A 23,084-nucleotide genomic window follows, 5' to 3' on the forward strand; every position below is an offset into this window, starting at 1 on the left:
CGGCGCGGGCCCGCCGGGATGACCGGGGATCAGGCCGCCGCTCCGGCGCCGGGACCGAACCGCCGCAGCGTGGCCTCGATCCGGGACAGTACGGCCTGCTGCTGCGCCGTCAGGTAGAAGTGGCCTCCCGGGTACACGTGGAGCTCGAAGGGGCCGTCGGTCTCCTGGGACCAGGACCGGGCCTCCTCGGGGGTCACCCGGGGGTCGGCGTCGCCCGTCAGCGCGACGAGGGGGCAGCCCAGGCGCGGCCCGGGGGTGCGCCGGTACGTCTCCACCGCGCGGTAGTCGGCGCGCAGCGCGGGCAGGACCATCCGCAGCAGCTCCTCGTCCTGCAGCACGGCCGCGTGGGTGCCGTCGAGCTTGACGACCTCCTCGATCAGCCGTGCGTCGTCGCCCTGGTGGACGTTCTCGACCCGCTCGACGGACGGGCCCCGGCGGCCGGAGACGAAGAACACCGCGGGCGGCCGGCCGGCGTCCTCCAGCAGCCGGGCCAGCTCGAAGCCGACCATGGCGCCCATGCTGTGCCCGAACAGGGCGAGGGGCGTGTCGTCCCGCTCGTCCAGGGCGCGGAACACGCCCTGCGCGAGGTCCCGGACGGAGTCCACCGGGGGTTCCTCCAGGCGGTCCTGGCGGCCGGGGTACTGCACCGCGAGCACGTCCACCGCGGGTGACAGCGCCTTGGAGAAGGGGAAGTAGAAGCTCGCGGAGCCGCCGGCGTGCGGCAGGCAGAGCAGCCGCGGCGCACCGGGTGTCGGCTGGTGGAAGCTGCGCAGCCACAAGCGGTGCGCTGCGCTGGACCGGTCGGCCATGTGTCCCCCTTGGTGGCATGTCTCTGGACGCGTGTGCGGAAGAGTCTTGCTCCAGACGGTAGTTGACGGCGACGGCCGACCGGGGCCGGGCCGGTGAGCACCGCGTGTCCCGTGACTGTCGGTTGACTCCCCCCATCCCCCTGTTTAGACTCAAAATCCAAAGCTGGACGGCAAGTCGAAAGCGGCGACGGAGGGTGGCGTGGACGACGTCGGCAGGGGCGGGGACGGCGCGGACGAGCACCTCATCCGGGAGGCCGAGAAGATCGCCGTGGCGCTGGGCCGCATGTTCCCCGGCCTGTGCGAGGTGGTGCTGCACGACCTGCGGGACCCGGACCACGCGATCCGCGCGATCGAAAACAACCTGTCGGGTCGTCAGGTGGGCGACCCCGCCACCGAGTTGGGCCTGGCCCGCATCGCCGATCCGCAGTACCCCAGCGTCATCCAGAACTATCCCAACCGGTTCCCCGACGGCCGCCCGGCGAAGTCCACGTCCATCGGCATCAAGAACGCCGCCGGGGAGTACGTGGCGGCCCTGTGCCTGAACCTCGACGTGTCCGTCCTGTCCCCGGTGACCCTCGCCCTGTCCAACCTCGTCGCCACGGACACCGACCACCGCGACCAGCCGCTGGAGACCCTGCGGGACCGCACCGCGCGCGAGCTGCGCCGGGCGGTCGAGGTCCGCGCCGCCGAGCGCGCCGCCACCCCCCGCTCACTCAGCCGGGAGGACAAGAAGGCGCTCGTACGGCAGTTGCAGCGCGACGGCTACTTCGACTCGCGCGACGCCGCGCAGACCATCGCGGACCTGCTCGGCGTGTCCCGGGCCACGGTCTACAACTACGCGAAGTGAAGGGGCACTCGTCCATGTCCACCGCCGCCTCCCCCACCGCCCGGACGCTGGCCGGCCCCGACACCCCGTTCGCCGTCGTCGACGTGCACCGGGCCCGCCGCAACATCGCCCGGCTGCGGGCCAGGGCGGACCGCCTCGGGGTCGTGCTGCGCCCGCACGTGAAGACGGCCAAAAGCCTCGACGCGGCCGCCCTCCTGCACGACGGCGGCCCCGGCCCCGTCACCGTCTCCACCCTCGCCGAGGCCGAGGCGTTCGCCGACGCCGGGCACCACGACATCACCTACGCCGTCGGCATCGAACCGCACAAACTCCCGCGGGTGGTCGCCCTGGTGCGGCGCGGCGTCACGCTGCGCGTCCTGCTGGACAGCACCGAGCAGGCGGCGTTCGTCACCGCGGCCGCCCGGGAGGCCGGTGTCGCCCTTCCCGCGCTGATCGAGATCGACTGCGACGGCCACCGCGGCGGTCTCCGGCCCGACGCCCCGGGGCTCCCCGGGATCGCCCGCGTCCTGCACGACGCGGGCTGCCTGGACGGCGTCCTGACCCACGCGGGCGAGTCGTACTTCTGCCACACCGCCGAGGAGCGCCGCGAGGCGGCGCGGAACGAACGGGACGCCGCGGTCGCCGCCGCGGAGCGGCTCCGCGCGGCCGGCCTGCCCGTGTCCACGGTCAGCGTGGGCTCCACCCCGACCGCCCACGCCACCGACGATCTCACCGGAGTCACCGAACTCCGCGCCGGCAACTACGTCTTCTTCGACCTGGTGATGGCCGGCCTCGGCGTGTGCGACCTGGCCGACCTCGCCCTGTCGGTCGTGGTGACCGTCATCGGCCACCGCCCCGAGTACGGCTGGATCGTCACCGACGGCGGCTGGATGGCCATGTCCCGCGACCGCGGCACCGCCGCCCAGCCGCAGGACCAGGGCTACGGCCTGGTCGCCGACCTGAACGGCACCCTGATCCCGGACCTGGTCATGACCGCCGCCAGCCAGGAGCACGGCACCCTCGCCGCCCGCAACGGCGCCGCCCTGCCCGAACTGCCCATCGGCACCCGCCTGCGCGTCCTGCCCAACCACGCCTGCGCCACCGCCGCCCAGCACCACGGCTACCACGTCGTCGACGGCAGCCGGGGCACGGCAGCGCCCGCGCCGGCGGTCGAGGCGTACTGGCCGCGCGTCACCGGCTGGTGACCCCCCTTCCGCCTCATTCCCCTGCCAAGGACACAGCGAGGACTCCCATGGCCGCCGCACCCCTGCCCGTTTCGTTCGCCGACGTCCGCGAGGCCGCCGCCCGCCTCGACGGCATCGCCCACCGCACCCCGGTCCTGACCTCCCGCACCCTGAACTCCCTCGTCGGAGCGGAGGTGTTCATCAAGGCCGAGAACTTCCAGCGGATCGGGGCCTTCAAGTTCCGCGGCGCCTACAACGCCGCCGCCCAGCTCCCCCCGGACCAGCTGGCGAAGGGCATCGCGGCCTACTCCTCCGGCAACCACGCCCAGGCCACCGCGCTCGCCGCCCGTGAACTGGGCACCACCGCCGTCATCCTGATGCCCGAGGACGCCCCGCGCTCCAAGCGGGAGGCGACCGCCGGGTACGGGGCGGAGATCGTCACCTACGACCGCTACGCCCAGGACCGCACCGCGCTCGGCCACGCCCTGGCCGAGGACCGCGGCCTGGCGCTGATCCCGCCCTACGACCATCCCCACGTCATCGCCGGCCAGGGCACCGCGGCACTGGAACTCCTGGAGGAGACCGGCCCGTTGGACGCCCTCCTGGTGCCCGTGGGCGGCGGCGGGCTCATCGCCGGCAGCGCCACCGCCGCGACGGCACTGCACCCGGGGATCCGCGTGATCGGTGTCGAACCGGAGGCCGGCGACGACACCAGGCGCTCCCTGGAGGCCGGGGCGCGCGTCACCATCCCGGTCCCCCGCACCATCGCCGACGGCCAGGCCCTGCCCACGCCCGGGGAGATCACCTTCCCCGTCAACCAGCGCCTGGTGGACTCGATCGCCCTCGTCAGCGACGACGAGATCGTCACCGCGATGCGCTTCGCCTTCGAGCGGCTGAAGATCGTCCTGGAGCCCAGCGGGGCCACCCCCCTGGCCGCCCTGCTGGCCGGACGCGTCGACAAGCCGCCGCGGCGGATCGGGGTCATCGCGTCCGGTGGCAACATCGACGTCGACCGCTTCACCGCGCTCACGCAGCGCCCGGACCAAGGGTGAGGCCGGTGTAGCGGTCGGTGCGGCCGGACCTCACCGGCCGGGGGTGCCGTCCGCGTGCTCCGGGCCGTCGGCGCCGGGCAGGGCCTCGGGCCAGGCGGAGTCGGTCAGCGGGGTCCGGCGGTGCCGTACGGCCGAGTCGCGGAGCTGCATGGTCGCCTGGGCGAGGTAGGGGCTGTCCGCGAGCCACCGGAGCGCGTCGTCGCGCACGGGGTCGTGGCGGCGCAGCGCCACCGCCAGGTCGAGGACGTTCAGCAGCATCCGCGCCGGGCCCCCGGACAGTCCGCGGACGAGCCGTTCGAGGTCGGCGTAGCCGGTGGCGCGGACCAGGTGTCTGAGGGGGTGCGGCCAGCGGTGCACCATGCTCTTGACGTGATGGCCCTCGTGCCCGCCCTGCTGCGCGGTCCTGGCGGCGACCTGGGTGGTCAGGGTGACCGCGGCCGAGGGGTCCACCGGGCACAGGCGCTCCACGAGGAAGCCGGTCGTGGAGATCAGGGTCGTCGTGTCGGCGGCGCGGACGGCCTCGGTGGCCATCTCGATCGTGTGCGCGCGTGCGGCCGGCTCGCCGATGGGTGCGAAGCGGCACAGGCAGTGGAAGCGCAGCGCGGCGGCGGTCGGTGCGCGGCCGGCCTGGGGGTGGCCGGCGGGGAGCTGGGCGATCGCGGCCAGCGCGGCGTCCAGCTTGTCCCAGCCCTCCTCGCCCGCGGGGCCGGCGAGTTCGCTGACGCCGTGGGCGTTCCACCGGGCCAGGATCTCCAGGCCGGACCGCCACTGCGTCGGGTTGAGGTACTCGGTCAGCAGGTCGGCCTGTGCGGTGAGGGAGGGCCGCTCGGCAGCGCGCATCCAGACCAGGTCACCCCACAGCCGGAGCGCGGCCTTCCTGGTCTTGTCGTCGGGGAAGGCCTGCTGCCCGGTCCACAGCCGTTCGCACCACTCGGCCAGCTCGGGGCCGTGGCGCATCAGCAGGGTGTGGGCGATGTCGACGTGGGGATGGTCGGCGGCCTGGTTGACCAGCTCGGACAGCCAGGGGATGTCGGCCAGTGCGGTCTTCCCGGCCAGGGCGTGCGCCACGAGGTCGGGGTGGGCCGGGGCGTGGTCGCGCAGGGAGGTGTGCAGGATGGTGTTGATCGCGTTGCGGTCCGGCTTGTCCCAGGTTGCGCCGTCGCCGTAGGACGGCCAGTGGTTGGTGCCGAGGGACAGCTGCCGGGTCCGCTCCTGCTCCAGGGCCCTCCATCGTCGTAGGGCCTTCGACTCCCGTCCGCGGCCGGTGGTGTCGGTGGCCGCCATCGGCGCGAGGAGGCGGGTGGCGCTGTCGCGCACGAGGAACACGCGTTCCAGGCGGGCCTGTTGCCAGCCCGCGCCGCCGTCCCAGGCGCCCTTGACGATCTGTCGGATCTCGGCGACGGGCAGCGGGTGCAGGCCGCTGGCGGCGAAACGGGCCGCGCGGTGCGGACGCGTGCCCGGCGCCCGCCCGCTCATCTCCTTCAGCTGCCGCGCGCACCAGTCCCGAGCGGAGCGGGTCCCGGGCTCGTCGTCCGGCGAGCGGAGCAGCGCGGGCAGCAGGGTCTCCGCGACGTCGTCGATCTGGTCGCTGTCTCCGCAGCGGGCCACGGCGTGGTCCAGGAACTCGGGCACGCCGCTCTCGGCGGTGCGCAGGCGCGCGCCGAGCGCGGCGACGCGCGCCCGGATCCGCATCTGCGGGCCGGTGAAGACGCCGCCGACGTCCACGAGTTGGTCGAACACGGCGGTGGGCGGCGCGTCGTCGAGGGTCGCGGCCCAGTGCACGGCGAGCAGGACGTGGGCCTCCTGCTGCTCGCGCTCCTCGCTCTCGAAGCCCTCGGCGACGGTGTCCCGGCCGGGACCCGCGGGCGCGGTGCCGAGGGCGGGGCCGGCCTTGCGGACGAACGCCGCGGGGCGGTTCTGCCGGCGGATCCGGTCCGGATTGCCGAGCCGCTCCGCCAGCACGGCGGAACGTTCGATGAGCCGACCCCAGCCGCCGAGGTGCCGGTGGGCGCTGATGGGCGGGATGCACTGCCACAGCCAGCGTGCGGAACGGTGCTGCTCGGCGAGGTCGAGCAGCTCGGCCATGCGTGCGGCGGCCCAGTCCGGCTCGGCCGGGGCCATCGCCGTGACGAGGCGTACGGCGTGGTTGCCGTGGCTGGTGGCCTCCTGCAGGGGCAGGCCCAGCAGCCAGGACCACAGGCAGGTGTGCGCGGGGCAGCCCCGGGCCCCTTCCGCGCCGGGTGCGCGGTCGACGCACGCGTGGGGGCGGGCGCACAGGTCGCGCAGCAGGTCCCTGACCGCCGTGGCCGCTCCCTTGCCGTCGTCCTTCCCGTCCATGCCCGCGAACCGGCACAGCAGGTCAAGTGCCTTGCGCCGGGCCTGCGGACGGTCCTGGAGGATGGTGAAGAGGTCCTCGGTGACGCGCCGGGCGTCGGTGTGACGGCGGGTGGGCAGCAGCTCCATCATGGTGGTGACGAGCGTGAGCGGTGCCCCGGGCAGGAACCGGTGCACCATCGCCTTGACCGCGTGCGGTACGGAGGGCAGCAGGGCGTAGGCCCGCAGCGCGATGATCTGAAGGTAGTGGTTGTCGCTGGTGACGAGCCGCTTGATGAGGTCGGCGGCCGCCGGGCGGGCCGCTCCCTCGTCCCGGACGCCCTGCACGATCGCCTGTTCCGCGATCACCGAGCGCAGGAAGTCGTCCGGGGTGGCCTCCAGCCGCCGGCCGAGCTGTTCGAAGATCTCCGGCTGCTGACCGGTGTTCACCAGGGACACCAGGCAGCGGCCGGCCGCGTACTCGTACAGCGTCTGGTGGAAGAAGCGGGTGCTCGCACCGTCGTGACCGCCGCTGCCGGTCAGGACGTTGCGGCGGTGCAGGGCCGTCAGGGCGGCGGGCGCGGTGACCGGCAGCTGACGCGGGGCCGCGGCGCCGAGCAGCCGCAGGGCGTGCGCCGCGGCCACGGCGACGCCGCCGTCCCGGAGCATGATCCTCGCCACGCCCTCGGCCGCCGGTGTCAGATCGTCCGCGTCGAGGGTGCCGGCGCTGCCGTGGCGCCCGTCGCCGACGACGCGTTTCTTCCAGTAGGCGTCGTACAGGCCCGCGGCGTCGATCTCCGTGGTGGGCACCTGCGGCGCGTACACCTCGAACAGCATCCGCAGGGTCAGCGGCCGGGCCACGACCTCCCGCATCGGCAGACCGCGGACGGCGGCGCCGATGACCGCGTCGTACGCCTCGCGGCGGCGGGCCGCCGCCTGACCGCGGTAGTAGTGTGCGCAGTAGGCGTCGACGGCGTGCTCGGCCTCCCCGCCGAAACGGAAGTCGCCCAGCTCCTGGACGGCGGACGGGGTGGTGCCGAGGACGTCGTACAGGAGGTCCTGGTCGCGGGTGCGGCAGGAGATCACCAGCGGCACCCCGTACTCCGCGCAGCAGTCGACCAGTTCGCGGCAGACGGCCCGCCCGTGGTCGTCGCCCAGCAGCACGTCCGCGCTGTCGAGGAGGACGATCACCGAGGCGCTGTACTTCGGCTGGTGCAGCAGTCCTTCGAAGAGGGTCAGCAGGTCCGTCGTCTCGCGGGGCAGCAGCAGGTCGTCGGCGCGCAGCAGCAACGGCCGACAGCGCACACGGGATTCGCCGTCCCGCGTTCCGCCGTCCGGGGTCCCGCCGTGGTCGGCGTCCCGGGGACCCGGGAGGGAACGACGGCCGGCGAGCCGGGTGGTGAGGTTCCACAGCAGGCTCGTCTTGCCGGTGCCGGGCTCGCCCAGCACGACTTCCACGCGGGGCGCCCGGCGCGCTCGGGCGAGGCCCGTGAGCAGTCTCCCGGCGAGGCGCTCCTCGCAGCCCCGGGTGATGTAGACCTGGCTCAGGCTGACGTCGGCTTCGTCATCGAGCCGGTCGGCCGCTCCCAGCGCCGCCGAGCTGGCCGCCTCCAGTTCCTCCCTGCCCGTCCAGCCGCCGCCCCCCGAGGTGCGGGACGCCGGCAACAGTCTCCCGGCCTTCTTCAGTTCACCGGCCAGCGAACCCGAGATGAGGCCCTGGAAGGGCGGTTCGGCGCACAGGTGGGCCACGGCTTCGACCAGTGCCTGCCGGTCGCTGCCCAGTTCCGCGCCCGGCCGTGCGAGTTCCGCGCGCAGCCGCTGGAACGTCACGGGGTGGACGACCGTCATGCGGCCGAGCAGCCGGGGCAGGCCCTTGCGCTCCCGGTCCTCGCGGTCCTTCCCGAGCTGTCGGCGGATCAGTTCCCGCAGGGCGTCCGCCGCCTGCTGCTCGTCCAGTCGCCCCTTGTCGCGCAACAGCTGCAGCTGATGGTCGATCAACTGCTTCAACAGCCGTGCCGCCACGACGCCGGGCGCCGTGCCGGGCCCGCTGTCCCGGCCGGCCGGGCGTGGTGTGCGCCGTGTGTTCCCCGATGCCATCGAGAACCCCCCTGCGAGACGGAACGCCAGGGTAGAGCAGCGCAACCGCCGTACGGCGCCACCGCGTGTGCGAAGGACCTCGATCCGATTCGGTCCTCCCCGCCCTGACCAGCGGGTTTTACTCCTCCGAAGAAGCTCACCCCGGATCGCTTCGGCCCTCGCCGCGCCCTCAGCAGCATCGGACGCACGCCGGCTTCCACCGGGGTGTGGCCACGCCTCGCCGATCGACACCTGGTGAGGTACTCATGTTCCGTCCGTTCCGATCCGTTCTCTCCGCGTGCGCCGAGGCGCTCCGCCGGCTCATCGCCGAGGGCGGCGCGTCGCCGTCCCCGTCGCCCCGGCTGCCGGACCACGCCGCGGCCCTTGCCGAGCTGTCGGCGCACCCCGTCGCCAGGCTGGTGACGGACCTGCTGCTGGACAAGGGTGTCCGGCTCACCGTGCTCGTCCTCGCCACCCTGGTCCGGGCCCGCGTCCAGGCCTGGTACGCCCGTCTGCGGCGCGGGAACTGACCCCTGCGCCGCTGCGCCTCACCCGGACGGTCCAACCGCCTGAAGCGTCCCCGTGCCCGCGCCGGCGCGGAGAAGGCCGGGCGCCGGCACCGTTCCCGCCCGGGCGCGGGCACGCCCCCGGCGGGTGATCTTGGCGCGGATCGCGCAGGATGAGCGCGGTTGCCCGGCCGCAGGAGTACGGCCGGCCGGGCGGCCGTACTCCCGCGCGGCTGAACGCCGCCCGACCCCCGCAGGGAGCAGCCCCCCATGGCGATGACGCAGGCCTTGATACCGGCACTCGAGGACGCCCACCATGCCCACGCCGCAGCGCGCGACCGGCTGCGGGCGGATGCGGAGGCCGCACCGCCCGGTCCCCACCGGCAGATGCTGCAACGCCAGGCCGACGACATGCAGGACCAGTTGCACAGCATCGAACTCCACCTCAGCGGCCTGCGGCCCCGCGGCCTGCTCGGCGGCGTGACCGACATGGCGCGCTTCGCCGCCCGCACCACCGTGAAGACGGCCACGCTCCCGCTGGCCCTCGGGCAGAAGGCCGTGACGGGCGTGATGCGCGGCCGGGGCCCGGCCGACGAGCGGCAACTGCTGAAGAACACCGAGGACGAGTACGCCGCAGCGGCCCGGGCCCTCGCCACCACGCAGGCCGGCGAGGTCCTCGCCGACCAGGCCCAGGACCGCGTCACCCTCGACCTGTTCGTGGAGATCCGCCACCACGACCGGGAGCTGCTGGACCAGCTGGAGGACAGCCTCGCCCGGCAGGCCCGGGCCGTGGCCGCCGCCGGCGACGGCTTCCGCGTGGAACAGACGGCGAACGGCGGCCTCGCCCACCGGGCCGCCCGCCCGCTGCTGGCCGTCGCCGACCGGCTGCGCCACGCGGTACGCCCCGGGCAGCAGCCCGGGGTAGCCGAGCAGCCGGCGGGCGAGAGGACCGAGGTGACCGCCGCGGCCGAGCAGGTGCAAGGAGCGGTGAGCAGTGAGGAGAGCCTGCCCATCGTCGGCTTCAGCCAGCTGAGCGTGGAGGAGATCGAGCGGCGCCTGCCCACGCTGTCCGAGTCCGAGCTGCAGGTCCTCCAGGGTTACGAGCGCACGCATGCCCAGCGCAAGGGCGTCCTGGAGGCCATCGAGCGGCTCAGCTCCCACCCGTACTGACCGGCCGGGCCGCTCGGCGATCAGGGCGTGGTCAACCGCTTCCCCAGCCCATCTCCGTGTACAACCGCCCGGCGCGGATGCCGTCGACGGCGGCCCGGGTGTAGGGCACGACCGGTTCCGGCAGGGCGTCCGGTCGCCACCACCCCCAGGCGAGGCACTTGTCGGGCTCGCGCACCTCCGGGGTGCCCTGCCAGCGGCGGACCCGGAACACCAGCTGCATGCGCGGCGCCGAGCCAGGGCCGTCGACGACGTGTACGGCGTGCACGTACTCCGCGTCGGCCGGGTCGACGACGAGCCCCGCCTCCTCGCGGGCCTCCCGGACCAGGCAGCCGAGGGCCGGCTCCCGCTCGCAGTGCCCGGCGAGGAAGTGCCAGGTCCGTCCCGCGTAGGCGGAGTCCGGATGCCGCAGCCCGAGCAGGACCCGGCCCTCCTCGTCCTCCAGGTACAGGTGGACCCCGATCACGTGCGGCACGGTCCCCGACATGCTGCCCCCTTCAGGGTCGTCCGCGTCCCGCGGGGCCCGACGCCCGGGCCGCGCCGACGCACCCGCGTCCTCCGGTTGGAACCGTATCCGGGGAGGAGCGCGTCCCGGGAGGAATTCCTCCGCCCGTCCCGGGCCTCCGGTGGACCGGGACCGGGGCCGGCACCGGGGCCGTGGGCAGGCGGCCGCGCACCGCCTGCCCCCGGTGTCGTGCCCTCGGGGCCGGGTACCCGGGCCTTTCCGGAGACACAAGCCGAAGCGATCGACAGCAGATCGACAGGAATCGGAGGACCGGAACCATGCCTGCCCGGGCACGATCCGCCGTGGCGGATCCCCGAGAAAGCCGCCGAGCCGCCGCCCGCGCCGCGCGCCCGCGCAGCCGGGTCCCGGAGACCGGCGAAGACCCTGATCTGCTGGGCCAGTATCTGGCCCAGATCGCCGCGACCCCGCTGCTCACCGCCGAGGAGGAGGTGCAGCTGGCCCGGCGCATCGAGGCCGGGGTGCAGGCCGCCGGGGAACTGGAGGAGGCCGAGGCCGACGAACGGAGCCCGGCGCCCCGGCGGCGCCGGGAACTGGAGGCGGCCGTCCGGGACGGCTGGCACGCCAAGGACCACATGATCCGGGCCAATCTGCGGCTGGTGGTGTCGATCGCCAAGCGGCACGCGCACCGGGGGGTGCCCCTGCTGGACGTGATCCAGGAGGGCAACCTCGGGCTGATCCGCGCGGTGGAAAAGTTCGACCACACCAAGGGCTTCAAGTTCTCCACGTACGCCACCTGGTGGATCCGCCAGGCGATCGAACGGGGGCTGGCCCAGCACGCGCGTACCGTGCGGCTGCCCCTGCACGTCGTGGAGGAGCTGCAGAAGCTCGCGAAGGCCGAACGGCGGCTGCAGCTGCGCCTCGGCCGCGAGCCGACGGTCGAGGAGGCCGCACAGGAGAGCGGATTCGACGAGGGCCGGGTGGTCTGGCTACGCCGGGTCGGGCGGCAGACCCTCAGCCTCGACACGCCTGTGGACGACACCGGGGAGACCGTCGTCGGCGATCTCATTCCCGCCGCCGACGTGCTGCAGGCTCCCGAGGTGGCCGAGTACCGGGCGCTCGCCGAGGACCTGAGGGACGCGCTGGGCCTGCTGGCGCCCCGCGAGGCCATGATCCTCAGTCTGCGCTACGGGCTGCACGACGGGCAGCCGCGCACCTTGCAGCAGGTGGCCGACCAGGTGGGGCTGACCCGGGAACGCGTCCGCCAGCTGGAGCGGGAGTCGCTCCGCCGGCTGCGGGCGCCCGAGACCGGGGAACGCCTGCTGGAGTGGGCCGGCTGACGGACGGCCCACGGCGGGCACGGCCGCGGTCCGGTCGCGTGCCCCGGGCCGTGTCGGGTGCCGCACGCCCCGGCCCGCGTCCGGTGCCGTGCGCCGCGGCCCGTGTCCGGATGCCGTACGCCCCGGCTCGTGTCGGATGTTGTGCGCCGCGGCCCGCTTCGGGTGCCGTGTGCCGCGGCCGCTTCGGGTCGTACGCTCCCGTCCGCGTCGCGGGTCGTGTTGCCGCGGTCCGCGTCGGGTACTCCGGGAGCATGTCCGGTATGGAACTCAGCAGTGCCGCGTTCAGCGATCACAGCATGATCCCGCGCCGCCACGCTCATGACGCGGACAACGTCTCCCCGCCGCTCACCTGGTCCGGCGTCCCGGAGGACGCGGCGGAGCTGGTCCTGCTGTGCGAGGACCCGGACGCGCCGTCCGGGACCTTCCTGCACTGGCTCGTCACCGGCATCGACCCGCGGGCCGGGGGCCTGGACGCGGGCGAGACGCCGCCGGGCGGCCAGGCGCACCGCAACGGGTTCGGGGAGCGGGGCTGGGGCGGACCGCAGCCCCCGGTCGGCGACGACCCGCACCGGTACGTCTTCCGGCTGTACGCCCTCCCCGCACCGGTCTCGCTCCCGGACCGGACGAGCGCGGAGGAGGCCCACGCCGTGCTCGACCGGCGGCAGCTGGCCAGCGGCACCGTCGTCGGGCTGTACCGGCGCTGACACGAAGGGCCCGTCAGGGCTCGGCCCGGGCCACGAGGAGGGCGACGTCGTCGTCGCCGCCGGGCGGCCGGAGCGTTTCCAGCACCCGGTCGCACGTCTTCCCCAGGTCCTGGGCGGCCGTCGCCGTCAGGGCCTCCAGGAGGGTGCCGAGGCGGGCGTCGATCGGGTCGCTGCGGGTCTCCACCAGGCCATCGGTGTAGAGAGCGAGTTGATCACCGGGGCGGAAGGGGAAGACCGTCGTCTCGAACGCCGTCCCGCCGACCCCCAGCGGCACTCCGGAGGGCAGGTCGAGCAGCTCTGCGGGCCGCCCGGACCGCAGCAGGGCCGGGGGCAGGTGGCCGGCGAGGCTGATGCGGCACTCGCCGCGCTCGGGGTCGTACCGGCAGTAGGCGCAGGTGGCGATGGTGTGCTCGACGTCCTCGGTCAGGCGGTCGAGGTGCCGGAGCACCTCCGCGGGGTCGAGGTCCAGCTCGGCGAACGCGCGGGTGGCGCTGCGCAGCTGCCCCATGCTGGCGGCGGCGTTGATGCCGCTGCCCATCACGTCCCCGACGACCAGAGCGGTCTTGTCGCCGGGCAGGTGCATGGCGTCGAACCAGTCACCGCCGATCTCGCTGACGGCTCCGGCCGGCAGATAGCGGCAGGCGATCGTCAGGCCGGGCAGCCGGGACGGCAGCTGCGGCAGCAGCCGGCGCTGGAGGGTGAGGGCGGTGTTGCGCACGCTCTGGTACCAGCGGGCGTTGTCGATGCAGGTCGCGGCCCGGCCGGCCAGCTCGCAGGCGAGGAGCGTGTCGTCCTCGTCGAAGGCGGCGGGCGTGCCGGTGCGGATGAGGCTGAGGGCCCCCAGGACCTCGCCGCGGGCCAGGAGCGGCACCGCGAGGTAGGAGTGCACCCCCGCCCGCTCCAGCAGGGAGGCGGCCTCGTCGGTGCGGGCGATGCGCCGCAGGTCCTCGCCGGTGGCCTCGGCCACCATGACCGGCCGGCGGGTGCGCACACAGCAGGTGAGCAGCCGGTCGCTGTCGTAGCGGGCCAGTTCTCCGGGCGGGTCGGCGACGGCGGTGGCCTCGGTGGCCCGGGCCGCGGCGACGGCGAGGACGCGGAAGCGGGCGGACCCGGCGACCGACGGGGTGCGTCCGCGCAGGAGACTGTCGAGGACGTGGACGGAGGCGACGTCGGCGAGGTCGGGTACGACGACACGGACCAGCTCGTGCGCCGTCTGCTCGACGTCGAGGGTCGTACCGATGGAGGCGGAGGCGGAGGCGATCATGGCCAGCCGGTTCCGGGCCCGTGTCGCGGCGATGGTGGCCTCGTGGCGCTCCGTGATGTCGATGACGGACGTGGCCACCCCGAGCACCCGGCCGGCGGCGTCCTCCAGCCGGTGGTACGACACCGACCAGGCGTGATCGCGCTGCGGATCGGAGACGGGACGGCCGACGACGTACCGGTCGGTCACCGGTTCCCCGGTCTCCAGGACCCGGCGCAGCCGGCACTCGATGGCCTCGCCGTCCAGGAAGGTCAGGACGTCGCGGACCCGCCGGCCGCGGTGGTCGGCGGCCGAGATGCCGTGGATCCGTTCCAGCGCCGGGTTGACGTTCAGGTAGCGCAGGTCGGTGTCCAGGATGGCCAGGCCGATCGGGGACTGGGTGACCAGGCGTGCCGACAGGGCGACGCCCCGCTCGACCTGGGCCAGCATCGCCTGGTCCACGGCCAGCCCCAGGGCGTAGGTGTCGCCGAGGTCGTCGAGCAGGCGCATGTTGCGGAACTCGACCAGCCGGGTGCCGCCGTTCTTGTGCCGGACCGGAAAGGCGCCGGCCCAGTCGGTGCCGGACTCCATGACCTCGGCGAACAGCGCGATCACTTCGTCCCGGTGCTCCTCGTGGATCAGCAGCTGCGCCGCGAACTGGCCCAGCGCCTCCTCCGCGGTGTAGCCGAACAGCTCGACCGCCTGAGGGCTCCAGAACACCACGCGCCCGCTCGTGTCCAGCACCACCGCGGCCACGCTCAGCAGATCGAGCAGACCGGTGGGCGACGTGCCGGCACCCGCCAGGGGGCGGCCCCGGCCGGGTCGCGAGGTGTCCGTCCTGCCCATGCCCCGTGCTCCTCTCCCACTCGGTGGGAGCGCGCCGCGTCGCGCCTTGCCGCCTGCCTGCTTCCTACCTTCTACATAGTCACCGCGTTCGAGTCGACGTGCCTCGCGGCGACCGGCACGAGCGGGACGGGGCCGCCCGTCACGGCACCGGAGCGCGGCCGGCCACGTCACCTCCGGGGTCGTCCGCCGGCACCACCGAGGCGGTCGTCCGTTTGCCGACCGGTTCCCGGTGCACCTCGAAGCCCCGGCACACGGCCATCACGATCTCCTGGCCGTACTGCCCCACCCGGCCCGGATCTGCGGCCCGGGCCACCGGGAGCGCCGGCGTGCTGTCCCGGACGGTGATCCGGACGCTGCCGCCGGAGAGCTCCAGATCGCCCAGGCAGGGCCCCGGCGCGTGCTTGCAGGCGTTCGTCACCAGCTCGCTGACCACCAGCCGGACCACGTCCCTCGCCCGGTCCGACACCGGCACGCCGTGATGGGCCCGGGCCCGCGTCAGGAAGTCACGCGCCAGGTCACGGGCCTCGGCGATGTCGGCGGGGCTCCCCTCGTACGCGGCCGACGCCAGGACGAGCCCGGCCCGGCCGGAGGGCGGTTCCCCGCTCCGGGCACCCTCGTCCATCGCCACCGCCCTGTGCCTGAGCACCTGATCCCTACCCCGTCCGATCGGTGGTGGACCAGCCCCCGTGCCGGGCATGATGCGGGAACGAGGCGGGCGCACGGCGGGGGAGCCGATGGGCGGCGAGGTACGGCGGGGCGAGGACGGCGCCGGGGCGGCGGAGCGGCAGCGGGAGCTGGCCGGAGCACTCGACGACGCGTACCGGCTGTGCCACCTCGCCCCCGGGAAGGAGCTGGAGGAGGCGTGGGCCCCGGTGCTCGACCGGCTGGGCCGCGTCGAGGCCGCGTTGGCGGAGCACGGGGAGAACTTCTGCCTCGCCTTCGTCGTCCGGGGTCTCGTGCTGGGCATGCGCTGCCACAGCAGGCGGGAGCACGCGTCGTCCGACTCCGATGCCACGGACCGGGCGGAAGCGCTGCGGCGCCTGCGGTGGACGGATCGCTACGCGCCGGCGGCCGACCGGCTGGCCGTGGAGGCCCGGGTGGTCCTGGTCTTCCTGCTCGTGCCCTGGGCCGTGCCCCGCGCCGACGGCACCACCACCGTGCTGCGGGACGCGCTGCTCACCGCGGGCCGGACGGACGAGCTGCTGACCGAGTCGCTACGCCGGGATCTCGAAGAGGCCAGGGAGATCGTCGGCCGGATCGCCGCGGCCCCGCTCGACCCGAAGTTCCGGCAGCAGACCGCGAACGTCCGACAGGTCATCGAGCGGATGCTGTCCTCCGGTCCGGACCCGGCGGACCCGCCGGCCGATGCGGAGGCGCCGGCCACCGAGGCCGTGGTGACGGACACGGACACGGAAGCGGCCGCGTCCGCGCAGTACGGCGCCGGCCCCGACGACCCCGGGGAGGCACTGGTCGACGCCGTCCGCGGCCTGGTGGCGCTGGCCGGCGCCCGCAGCACGGCGCAGTTCACCCGCATCCTGGTCTGGCTGGGCGCGGCGCTTGAGTCTCCGGCCCGCGGCGCCCACCACACGGTGCTGGAGCAGGACGCGCAGGCCACGGCACTGTTACGCCGGGCCGCCGCCGGCAGCGCGGCCGGGGCCGACGGCGTACGCCGCGCCGCCGGCCTGGTGCTGCAGGCGCTGCACGCGCTTGCGCCGGAGGCGCCGGAACGGGGCCGGGTCGCCCGGCTCCACGCCCACCTGCTGGTCACGCTGGAGCTCCTGGAGAACGGATCGGCCGACTTCGGCCTGACGGAGCGGCCGGCGCCGGATCCGGCCGACGACAGCCGCAACCGGCTGGACGACTGGCCGCTGGGCCTCACCCTGGAGCCCGGCCTGGCCGCCCACCTCGACGGCGCCGTCCGGGACTTCGCGCGCGAGACCGGCGTGTACGAGCGGCGCCACGCGGCCCGCGTCGAACGGCTGCTGGCCTACCGGACCGGTGACACCGGCTACTTGGACGACGCGGCCGCACTGCTCAGGGAGGCGATCGACGGAAGCCCGCCGGACTCCTGGTGGGTCGTGGCCCTGCGCGTGGACCTGGCCGAGATCCTGGAGCAGGCCGCCCTGCACGGCGGCAGCTTCGACGACGCGGACAGCTCCCTGGCCACCCTGCGGGAGCTGGGCGCGCGACTGCGCCGCGACGGCTCGCTGCCGCTCGACGCGCCGTTCACCCTGGAGCTCCTCCTGTCCACGGCGGACCTCGAACTGAGCCACGCGCAGCGCACCGGTGACCACGAGGCACTGCCGCCGCTGATCGAGGAACTGCGTGCCCGGCACAGCGCGCTGCCCGCGGACAGCACCTGGCGCGGCGAGCTGGCGCGGCGGCTGCAGGAGTTGGAGAAGCTCTGCGCGGACGGGCGGCAGGCCTCCCGCACCGGGGCACCCGAGGCGCTGGACGTCGCCGCCGAGCTGGCGGACCTCGGGCGCACGATCGAGCAGGTGCAGCGTGAACTGCAGGCACCGGCGGCGTACCAGCAGCAGGAGTACGACCGGCGCGCCATGCTCGGCCTGCGGCTGTTCCTCTCCGTCAAGCGCGGCCTGAACCATCCGGTGCTGCTGGACGGCGCCATCGCCCAGCTGACCCGTGCCCGCACGCTGCTGGCCGAGGGCAGGGGGGAACACCGCCGGGTGGACGTCCTGACGAAGCTGGCCGAGGCCCACATGATGCGTGCCGCCACCCGGCGGGGGCCGGACGCCCGCGCGGACGAGCAGGCGTTCCTGGACGTCACCCGCGAGGCACTGGACGAGCTGGCCGGCGACGTCCTGCTCCAGACCGGGGCCGACCACGGCCTGTCCGCCGCCCTCAACGGTGACCTCCTGGCGGAGCGGCTGGCGTGGGCCGCCCTCATCCTGCGTCTGCCGGCCGACGCGGTGGCCGATCTTGAGAAGGGGCGTGGTCTGGTGCACCAGGCCGCCGTCGCGTCCCGCGGCAATCCCCCAACTCCTCGACGCGGCAGGCCATCCCTGGCTGGCCCGGCGGTGGCGGGCCCACGTCCCCGCCGGCCCACCACGCCCGCATCCCGGCAACGCCCCGCTCCAGCCGGCCGGCAGCCCACCGACCCACGGATCACCGGTCGAGCCGACCGCCAATGCGCCGGTCCCACCAGCTGCCAGTCGGCCAACCCCCGCATCACCACTCCGCCCAGCCGCCAGCCCACCGCCCCCCAGACCGCCGGTCCGGCCAGCCGACAGCCCACCGACCCACGGATCACCCCTCCAGCCAGCCGCCCATTCGCCGGTCCCACCAACCGCCAGCCCGCCACCCCCCGCATCACCACTCCGCCCAGCCGACAGCCCCCCGATCCCCAGTGCCCTGCGACGGGAGGCGCTCGCCGTGTTGGGGGTGCGTGCGCGGGCCGGGCGGGGTCGGGGTGTGCGGCAGGTGGTTGGTACGGCGGACGTGGCCGCGCTCACCGAGGGCCTGGCCGCCTCGGGCACCGACGCGTTGGTCTATCTGGTGCCCGGCGCGCCCCTGCCCCAGGGTTCGTTCCCCGGCCACGCGCTGATCCTGCGGCCCGGTGCCGCACCCGCCATGCTGCCGCTGCCGGAACTGATCCGGCCCGGCAGCGAACCGCTGGAGCGGTACCTCGACGCCGCGGCCCGTCGCTCGCGGGTGCTCGCCGATCCGCGCGTGCACGTGACGTGGAAGGCCGCCTCCGACGGCCACTGGCAGGTCGTGCTGCGGGAGCTGTGCGACTGGGCCTGGCCCGCGGTGATGGGGCCGGTGCTGTCGGCGGTGAGCCCGCAACCGTCCGCGCAGTGGCCCCCGGACCGGCCGCCGCGGATCGTCCTGGTGCCCTGCGGCCGGCTCGGCGACGTACCGTGGCACGCCGCCCGGACCGGGAGCGCCGGCGGGCAGGGCCACCGGTACGCCTGCGAGGGCGCCGTCATCAGCTACGCCCCCTCCGGCACCCAGTTCCTCGCCGCGGCCGGCCGGCGCCGGATGTCCCCCACCGACGGGCGGCAGGTGCTCGTCGCGGACCCCGAACTGACCCTCCCCTGGGCCGAGGTGGAGGCGGAGGCGCTGCGGGCGGCGTGCTATCCCGGGGCGCTGCGCTACGGCGAGTTCCTCGGCACCGACGACGAACCGGACGCCGCGGGCACACCGGAGGAACTGCTCGCGGTGCTGCCCGGCGGCGCGTCACCGGCGTCCGTGGTCCACCTGGCCTGTCACGCCCGGGCCGCGCCGCGGCCCACGGACTCCGCGCTGCGGCTGGCCGGCGCTCCCGGCGCGGACGGGGACACCGGCCGGCTCACCGTGGCCGGCATCCTGGACGCCGCCGCCGACGTCCCGCCGGACAGCGCCGGTCCGCTGGTGGTGCTGAGCGCCTGCGAGAGCGACCTGAGCACCCGCGACCACGACGAGGCGCTGACCCTGGCGACCGCGCTGGTCACGAGCGGTGCCGCGGATGTCGTGGGGTCGCGGTGGGCGGTGCGGGACGGTCCGACCGCCGTGCTGATGGCCGTCTTCCACCACCACCTCACGGCCGACGGGCTGGCCCCGCCCGACGCCCTGCGCGCGGCGCAGTTGTGGATGCTCGACCCCGACCGCAGTCTCCCGTTCCCGCTGGACGACCCGCTCCGGCACGAGGCGGCCCGCCGCGATCTGCACCACGTCCACCACTGGGCCGCCTTCACCCACCAGGGCAACCCGGCGCCCGCGGGCCGGGGGACGGGCCCCGGACAGCGCCACGGGTGAACGCTCGCCCCGAACCCACACAGGATCACCGCTGGAGGATGCAGTGGACCGCAAGCCCCGACGCCCCGTTCACCGCGCACCGGCCGCCGCCGTCGCCGCCGTGCTCGCCGTCGCCGCCGCTCTCGGCGTGGCGGCGCCGAGCGCCACCGCGGCGGACCGGACGGGCGGCACCGGACGGGACGCCGCGCGCGTGCCGTTGCGCGTGGCCACGTACAACATCCATGCCGGAGCCGGACAGGACAACGTCTTCGACCTCGACCGCACGGCGGCGGCGATCCGGGACCTGGACGCCGACGTGGTGGGCCTGGAGGAGGTCGACGTGCACTGGGGTGCCCGGAGCAACTTCACCGACGAGGCCCGGGAGTTGGCCGGCCGGCTGGGCATGCGGGTCTTCTTCGCGCCCATCTACGACCTCCCTCCGGCCACGCCGGGCGGGCAGCGGCGGCAGTACGGCGTCGCGGTGCTGAGCCGCTATCCGGTGCGCGGCGCCTGGAACCACGAGATCACCCGGCTGTCCACGCAGACGCCCGATCCGGTGCCGGCCCCCGCGCCGGGCTTCGCCGAGGTGGCGATCGGGGTCCGGGGCGTCCGCGTGCACGTGTACGCGACCCACCTGGACTACCGTACGGACCCCTCGGTCCGGCGGGCCCAGGTCGGCGACATGCTGGCGGTCCTGGCCGAGGACCGCGGCCCGAAGATCCTCCTGGGCGACTTCAACGCCGAGCCGGGCGCTCCCGAACTGGCCGGGCTGTGGGGGCCGTTGGCCGACGCGGATCCGGACGGCGGCAAGACCTACCCGGCGGTCGACCCGGTCAGGCGGATCGACCTCGTGACCGTCTCCCCGGACGTGACCGTGACCGGCGCGTACGAGTCGGCCACGACGGCCTCCGACCACCGTCCGGTGGTCGCCGACCTCCTGCTGCGCCGCCGGATCCGCTGACCGCACCGGCGAAAACTCCTTTACGTGCTCCTGACAATTCACGGCTGTCGTGGCACCCTGCCTCACGCACGTCCTTCCGCACCGTTCTTCGTTCGCCCACCCTGCCCGGGCCCGACCGGCCCGGGCACGGCAGAAGGAGACCTGCGTGAGACGCCATCGCACCGCCGTGGGCATTTCGTTGGCCGCCGGAACGCTGTTCGCGGGCGGTCTCGTCCAGGCCGGAGCCGCCGACGCCGTACCCGCCGGGCCGTCGGCCGCGGCCCACACCGCCTCGGCCACCGCACAGCACAGGGCCCGCACCTTCTGGACCGCCGAGCGCATGCGCAGCGCCACCCCCCTCGATCTGCTGCTGACCGAGCGGTCCGCCGCGAAACCCACGTCGCCGCGGCACGAGGGACGTCCGGTCACCGTCGCCCCCACCCGCCCCGCACCGGCCTCCTTCCCGCAGGCCGGCGGACCCTGGACCGGCGGCGGCGCCGTCGCCGCCACCTCGGGGCGGGTGTTCTTCACCTTCCAGGGGCGCACCGCCTCCTGCAGCGGCGACGCCGTGACCAGTCAGAACGGCGGCACCGTCCTCACGGCCGGGCACTGCGTGAAGTACCAGGGCAGCTGGCACACCAACTGGGTCTTCGTGCCGGGCTACGACAACGGCAACGCGCCGTACGGCCAGTGGACCGCGGCCAGGACGCTCACGACCCCGCAGTGGGAAGCGAGCGAGGACATCAACTACGACGTCGGAGCCGCGGTCGTCACCCCCCTGAACGGCAGGACCCTCACCTCGGTCGTCGGCGCGCAGGGCGTCCGGTTCAACGGCGGCTACAACAAGCCGATGTACTCCTTCGGTTTCCCCGCCGCGTCACCGTACGACGGCACCAAGCTCGTCTACTGCAGCGGCAACAGCTCGAAGGACTTCCTCTTCTCGCAGGACCACGGCCTCGGGTGCAACATGACGGGCGGCTCCAGCGGCGGCCCCTGGTTCACCGGCTTCGACGAGGCGTCGGGCACCGGTCTGCAGGCCTCCGTGAACAGCTTCGGCTACACGTTCCTGCCCAACCGGATGTTCGGCCCGTACTTCGGTGACGCGGTCAAGGCCCTGTACGACAAGGCCCAGGCCTCCTGAGTTCAGGGCCTGCGGCCGTGGAAGGTGCGGCGCAGGTCGCTCACCCAGGCGTCGGGATTCTCCCAGGGGATGAAGTGGCCGCCGTGGTCGTGGGCGTTGACGTTGACGTGGTGGAACCAGTCGGCCTGCGGGCCGGTCTCGAACGCCCGGACCCGCTCGGCGGCGGTGTGGACGCCGGGCGGGTTCTCGTACGTGACGAAGGTGAGGCCGGTCGGGGCCTGCACGACCGGGGTGCGGTCGTGGGCGGGGACCCAGGGGTAGCGGTTGGCGTTGGCGTAGTAACGCATCGACGTGGCGATGGAGTTGTTGACCCAGTAGATCGTGGCGTGGGTCAGCAGGTCGTCCCTGGTGAAGACGGATTCGAGGTCGCCGCCGTTGTCGCTCCAGGCGTTCCAGCGCTCCAGCAGCCACGCGAGCAGTCCGGCGGGTGAGTCGCTCAGCCCGTGGGCCAGGGTGGCCCCGTCCAGCATGTGCACGGCGAGGTGGGCCGCCCAGCGGTGGTCCAGCTCGATGATGCGGGCGCGGACGTCGGCGGGCTGGTCGTCGGTGAGGGGCCGGTTCCGGGCGAAGTCCCAGGCGCGGGGGCCGGTGAAGAAGTCGAGCGGCAGCCCGGAGCCGATGTGGATGCCGTACAGCTCGTCGGCGTACTTGTGGCCGAGCTGGCTGGTGACGATCCCGCCGATGTCACAACCCCCGGCGGCGTACTTCCCGTAGCCCAGGGTCTCGGTCATCAGGGTGTGCCAGAGGTCGGCCACCTTCCAGAAGTTGACGTCCGGGAAGCCGGTGAGCGGGCCGGGGAAACCGAAGCCGGGCAGGGACGGCACGATGACGTCGAAGGCGTCGGCGGGGTCGCCGCCGTACGCGGCCGGGTCGGCGAGCGGGCCGATCACCTTCGACCAGTGCCAGAACGTCCACGGCCAGCCGTGGGTGAGGATCAACGGGATCGGGCGGGGGCCGCGGCCGGGCTTGCGCATGAAGTGCACCGGGACACCGGCGACGCTCACCTGGTAGTGCTCGTGGACGTTGATGGCCGCCTCGGCCTTGCGCCAGTCGTAGCCGTCCCGCCAGTAGGCGACCAGCTCACCGAGACAGCCGGCCGGGACGCCGTAGGACCAGTCCTCGTTCCCCTCGTCCAGCGGCGGACGGGTCAGTGCGAGACGGGCACGCAGGTCGTCGAGGACCTCGTCGGCCACGTGGATCGGGGCGGGTTCCAGGGGGAAGGCGTGCGGGGTGGTCATGACCTGGTTCCTTCCGGGCAGGGGCTGGCCGTGTCGTCGGGAACGTTTCCACATCCGCCCGGGGCGGTGGTCGTCCACCCCGGCGGTCCTCATACCCGGGAACAGGTCTGCACCGGCGCGCAGTTGATGCCTCGCGGCGCCGGGCCGGCGTCAGCGGGCGCAGCCGACGTCCAGCACCTCGACCACGTCGCCGTGGACCGTGTACACCAGCCAGCACCACTCCCCGAACGCGGCCGCCAGCTCCGGCGCCCGCGTCAGGGCGTCGCGGGTGACCGCGTCGATGAGCGTGATGATCTCCGCGTGCATCTCGTCCGGCACGTCGAAGAGAACGTCGGCGGCCCTTTGGATCATTTCGACTTTCATGACACCCCCCGGAAACGAGCAGGAGCGGCACGGCCCGGCGGAGCCGGGTAGCCCGGGCTGCGCCCGACGGCCGGGCGAGCCTCCGTCACCACCGTAAACCCGCCGGGCGCCCGTCATCGACGGCGACGGACGAACGGGC

19 protein-coding genes are annotated in these 23,084 nt (G+C 74.4%); 10 read left to right on the forward strand and 9 right to left on the reverse strand.

The genetic code is table 11. The features are described from left to right. Positions 1 to 29 precede the first annotated feature (29 nt). Entirely contained in the window at positions 30 to 809 is a 780-nt protein-coding gene (locus tag ABZ923_RS32815; RefSeq protein WP_361479116.1) for an alpha/beta fold hydrolase, read from the reverse strand. Between the two features lie 199 nt (positions 810 to 1,008). Between ABZ923_RS32815 and ABZ923_RS32820 the strand changes: the two genes are divergently transcribed. Genes ABZ923_RS32820 through ABZ923_RS32830 form a run of 3 tightly spaced genes read left to right on the forward strand, consistent with a single transcriptional unit; the run spans position 1,009 to position 3,871 of the window. Continuing rightward, positions 1,009 to 1,656: a PAS domain-containing protein gene (locus tag ABZ923_RS32820; protein ID WP_361479119.1), complete on the forward strand. Its 648-nt coding sequence runs from the start codon at positions 1,009 to 1,011 to the stop codon at positions 1,654 to 1,656. Between the two features lie 14 nt (positions 1,657 to 1,670). Then, entirely contained in the window at positions 1,671 to 2,840 is a 1,170-nt protein-coding gene (locus tag ABZ923_RS32825) for a DSD1 family PLP-dependent enzyme (RefSeq protein WP_361479122.1), read from the forward strand. Between the two features lie 47 nt (positions 2,841 to 2,887). Continuing rightward, positions 2,888 to 3,871 carry a threo-3-hydroxy-L-aspartate ammonia-lyase gene (locus ABZ923_RS32830; protein ID WP_361479125.1) on the forward strand — a complete coding sequence of 328 codons (984 nt, stop codon included), beginning with the start codon at positions 2,888 to 2,890 and terminating at the stop codon, positions 3,869 to 3,871. Positions 3,872 to 3,901: 30 nt separating this feature from the next. On the opposite strand, the gene ABZ923_RS32835 is transcribed toward ABZ923_RS32830, so the two are convergent. Beyond that, the gene (locus ABZ923_RS32835; protein WP_361479128.1) at positions 3,902 to 8,281 is read right to left on the reverse strand and encodes a hypothetical protein; all 4,380 of its coding nucleotides are present in this window, start codon (positions 8,279 to 8,281) and stop codon (positions 3,902 to 3,904) included. 245 nt (positions 8,282 to 8,526) lie between these two features. On the opposite strand from ABZ923_RS32835, the gene ABZ923_RS32840 reads away from it, so the two are divergent. Continuing rightward, entirely contained in the window at positions 8,527 to 8,790 is a 264-nt protein-coding gene (locus ABZ923_RS32840; protein WP_361479131.1) for a hypothetical protein, read from the forward strand. A 246-nt stretch (positions 8,791 to 9,036) separates the two neighbouring features. Beyond that, on the forward strand, positions 9,037 to 9,936 hold the full coding sequence (locus ABZ923_RS32845; protein ID WP_361479134.1) for a hypothetical protein: 900 nt from the start codon (positions 9,037 to 9,039) through the stop codon (positions 9,934 to 9,936). A 31-nt stretch (positions 9,937 to 9,967) separates the two neighbouring features. Here ABZ923_RS32845 and ABZ923_RS32850 read toward each other — a convergent pair whose 3' ends face one another. Then, positions 9,968 to 10,420, reverse strand: a complete 453-nt coding sequence (locus tag ABZ923_RS32850; protein WP_361479137.1) for an NUDIX domain-containing protein — start codon at positions 10,418 to 10,420, stop codon at positions 9,968 to 9,970. Between the two features lie 296 nt (positions 10,421 to 10,716). Between ABZ923_RS32850 and ABZ923_RS32855 the strand changes: the two genes are divergently transcribed. Both ABZ923_RS32855 and ABZ923_RS32860 read left to right on the forward strand, forming a co-directional pair. After that, on the forward strand, positions 10,717 to 11,736 hold the full coding sequence (locus ABZ923_RS32855) for a sigma-70 family RNA polymerase sigma factor (protein ID WP_361479140.1): 1,020 nt from the start codon (positions 10,717 to 10,719) through the stop codon (positions 11,734 to 11,736). A gap of 251 nt (positions 11,737 to 11,987) precedes the next feature. Further along, positions 11,988 to 12,440: a YbhB/YbcL family Raf kinase inhibitor-like protein gene (locus ABZ923_RS32860; RefSeq protein ID WP_361479143.1), complete on the forward strand. Its 453-nt coding sequence runs from the start codon at positions 11,988 to 11,990 to the stop codon at positions 12,438 to 12,440. 13 nt (positions 12,441 to 12,453) lie between these two features. Here ABZ923_RS32860 and ABZ923_RS32865 read toward each other — a convergent pair whose 3' ends face one another. From ABZ923_RS32865 to ABZ923_RS32880, 4 genes are all read right to left on the reverse strand, one after another. Then, positions 12,454 to 14,526 (reverse strand): SpoIIE family protein phosphatase, encoded by a 2,073-nt coding sequence (locus tag ABZ923_RS32865; RefSeq protein WP_361479146.1) that lies wholly within the window; start codon positions 14,524 to 14,526, stop codon positions 12,454 to 12,456. A gap of 139 nt (positions 14,527 to 14,665) precedes the next feature. Continuing rightward, positions 14,666 to 15,148 carry an ATP-binding protein gene (locus tag ABZ923_RS32870; RefSeq protein ID WP_361479189.1) on the reverse strand — a complete coding sequence of 161 codons (483 nt, stop codon included), beginning with the start codon at positions 15,146 to 15,148 and terminating at the stop codon, positions 14,666 to 14,668. A 31-nt stretch (positions 15,149 to 15,179) separates the two neighbouring features. Next, on the reverse strand, positions 15,180 to 15,443 hold the full coding sequence (locus tag ABZ923_RS32875; protein WP_361479149.1) for a hypothetical protein: 264 nt from the start codon (positions 15,441 to 15,443) through the stop codon (positions 15,180 to 15,182). Positions 15,444 to 16,148: 705 nt separating this feature from the next. Continuing rightward, on the reverse strand, positions 16,149 to 17,492 hold the full coding sequence (locus ABZ923_RS32880) for a hypothetical protein (RefSeq protein WP_361479152.1): 1,344 nt from the start codon (positions 17,490 to 17,492) through the stop codon (positions 16,149 to 16,151). A gap of 466 nt (positions 17,493 to 17,958) precedes the next feature. On the opposite strand from ABZ923_RS32880, the gene ABZ923_RS32885 reads away from it, so the two are divergent. The 3 genes from ABZ923_RS32885 (at position 17,959) to ABZ923_RS32895 (ending at position 21,344) form a co-directional block, all read left to right on the forward strand. After that, positions 17,959 to 19,284: a CHAT domain-containing protein gene (locus tag ABZ923_RS32885; protein WP_361479155.1), complete on the forward strand. Its 1,326-nt coding sequence runs from the start codon at positions 17,959 to 17,961 to the stop codon at positions 19,282 to 19,284. Positions 19,285 to 19,327: 43 nt separating this feature from the next. Further along, complete coding sequence (locus ABZ923_RS32890; RefSeq protein ID WP_361479158.1) at positions 19,328 to 20,224, forward strand: endonuclease/exonuclease/phosphatase family protein; 897 nt, start codon at positions 19,328 to 19,330, stop codon at positions 20,222 to 20,224. Between the two features lie 145 nt (positions 20,225 to 20,369). After that, entirely contained in the window at positions 20,370 to 21,344 is a 975-nt protein-coding gene (locus ABZ923_RS32895) for a peptidase (protein WP_361479161.1), read from the forward strand. Positions 21,345 to 21,346: 2 nt separating this feature from the next. Here the strand turns inward: ABZ923_RS32895 and ABZ923_RS32900 are convergent, their stop codons facing one another. After that, positions 21,347 to 22,582 carry an epoxide hydrolase family protein gene (locus tag ABZ923_RS32900; RefSeq protein ID WP_361479163.1) on the reverse strand — a complete coding sequence of 412 codons (1,236 nt, stop codon included), beginning with the start codon at positions 22,580 to 22,582 and terminating at the stop codon, positions 21,347 to 21,349. Positions 22,583 to 22,732: 150 nt separating this feature from the next. Beyond that, positions 22,733 to 22,933, reverse strand: coding sequence for a hypothetical protein (locus ABZ923_RS32905; RefSeq protein WP_361479165.1), 201 nt, complete (start codon positions 22,931 to 22,933; stop codon positions 22,733 to 22,735). Positions 22,934 to 23,084: the final 151 nt, after the last annotated feature.

This window comes from Streptomyces sp. NPDC046881 (assembly GCF_040645015.1).
GTDB lineage: Bacteria > Actinomycetota > Actinomycetes > Streptomycetales > Streptomycetaceae > Streptomyces.

What these genes read in the sequence shown, in the direction of transcription:
- ABZ923_RS32840 (WP_361479131.1), top strand. Translation starts at nt 8,527, where the DNA reads ATGTTCCGTCCGTTCCGATCCGTTCTCTCCGCGTGCGCCGAGGCGCTC.
- ABZ923_RS32830 (WP_361479125.1), top strand. Translation starts at nt 2,888, where the DNA reads ATGGCCGCCGCACCCCTGCCCGTTTCGTTCGCCGACGTCCGCGAGGCC.
- ABZ923_RS32825 (WP_361479122.1), top strand. Translation starts at nt 1,671, where the DNA reads ATGTCCACCGCCGCCTCCCCCACCGCCCGGACGCTGGCCGGCCCCGAC.
- ABZ923_RS32865 (WP_361479146.1), bottom strand. Translation starts at nt 14,526, where the DNA reads ATGGGCAGGACGGACACCTCGCGACCCGGCCGGGGCCGCCCCCTGGCG.
- ABZ923_RS32870 (WP_361479189.1), bottom strand. Translation starts at nt 15,148, where the DNA reads ATGGACGAGGGTGCCCGGAGCGGGGAACCGCCCTCCGGCCGGGCCGGG.
- ABZ923_RS32850 (WP_361479137.1), bottom strand. Translation starts at nt 10,420, where the DNA reads ATGTCGGGGACCGTGCCGCACGTGATCGGGGTCCACCTGTACCTGGAG.
- ABZ923_RS32860 (WP_361479143.1), top strand. Translation starts at nt 11,988, where the DNA reads ATGTCCGGTATGGAACTCAGCAGTGCCGCGTTCAGCGATCACAGCATG.
- ABZ923_RS32900 (WP_361479163.1), bottom strand. Translation starts at nt 22,582, where the DNA reads ATGACCACCCCGCACGCCTTCCCCCTGGAACCCGCCCCGATCCACGTG.
- ABZ923_RS32845 (WP_361479134.1), top strand. Translation starts at nt 9,037, where the DNA reads ATGGCGATGACGCAGGCCTTGATACCGGCACTCGAGGACGCCCACCAT.
- ABZ923_RS32905 (WP_361479165.1), bottom strand. Translation starts at nt 22,933, where the DNA reads ATGATCCAAAGGGCCGCCGACGTTCTCTTCGACGTGCCGGACGAGATG.
- ABZ923_RS32855 (WP_361479140.1), top strand. Translation starts at nt 10,717, where the DNA reads ATGCCTGCCCGGGCACGATCCGCCGTGGCGGATCCCCGAGAAAGCCGC.
- ABZ923_RS32835 (WP_361479128.1), bottom strand. Translation starts at nt 8,281, where the DNA reads ATGGCATCGGGGAACACACGGCGCACACCACGCCCGGCCGGCCGGGAC.
- ABZ923_RS32815 (WP_361479116.1), bottom strand. Translation starts at nt 809, where the DNA reads ATGGCCGACCGGTCCAGCGCAGCGCACCGCTTGTGGCTGCGCAGCTTC.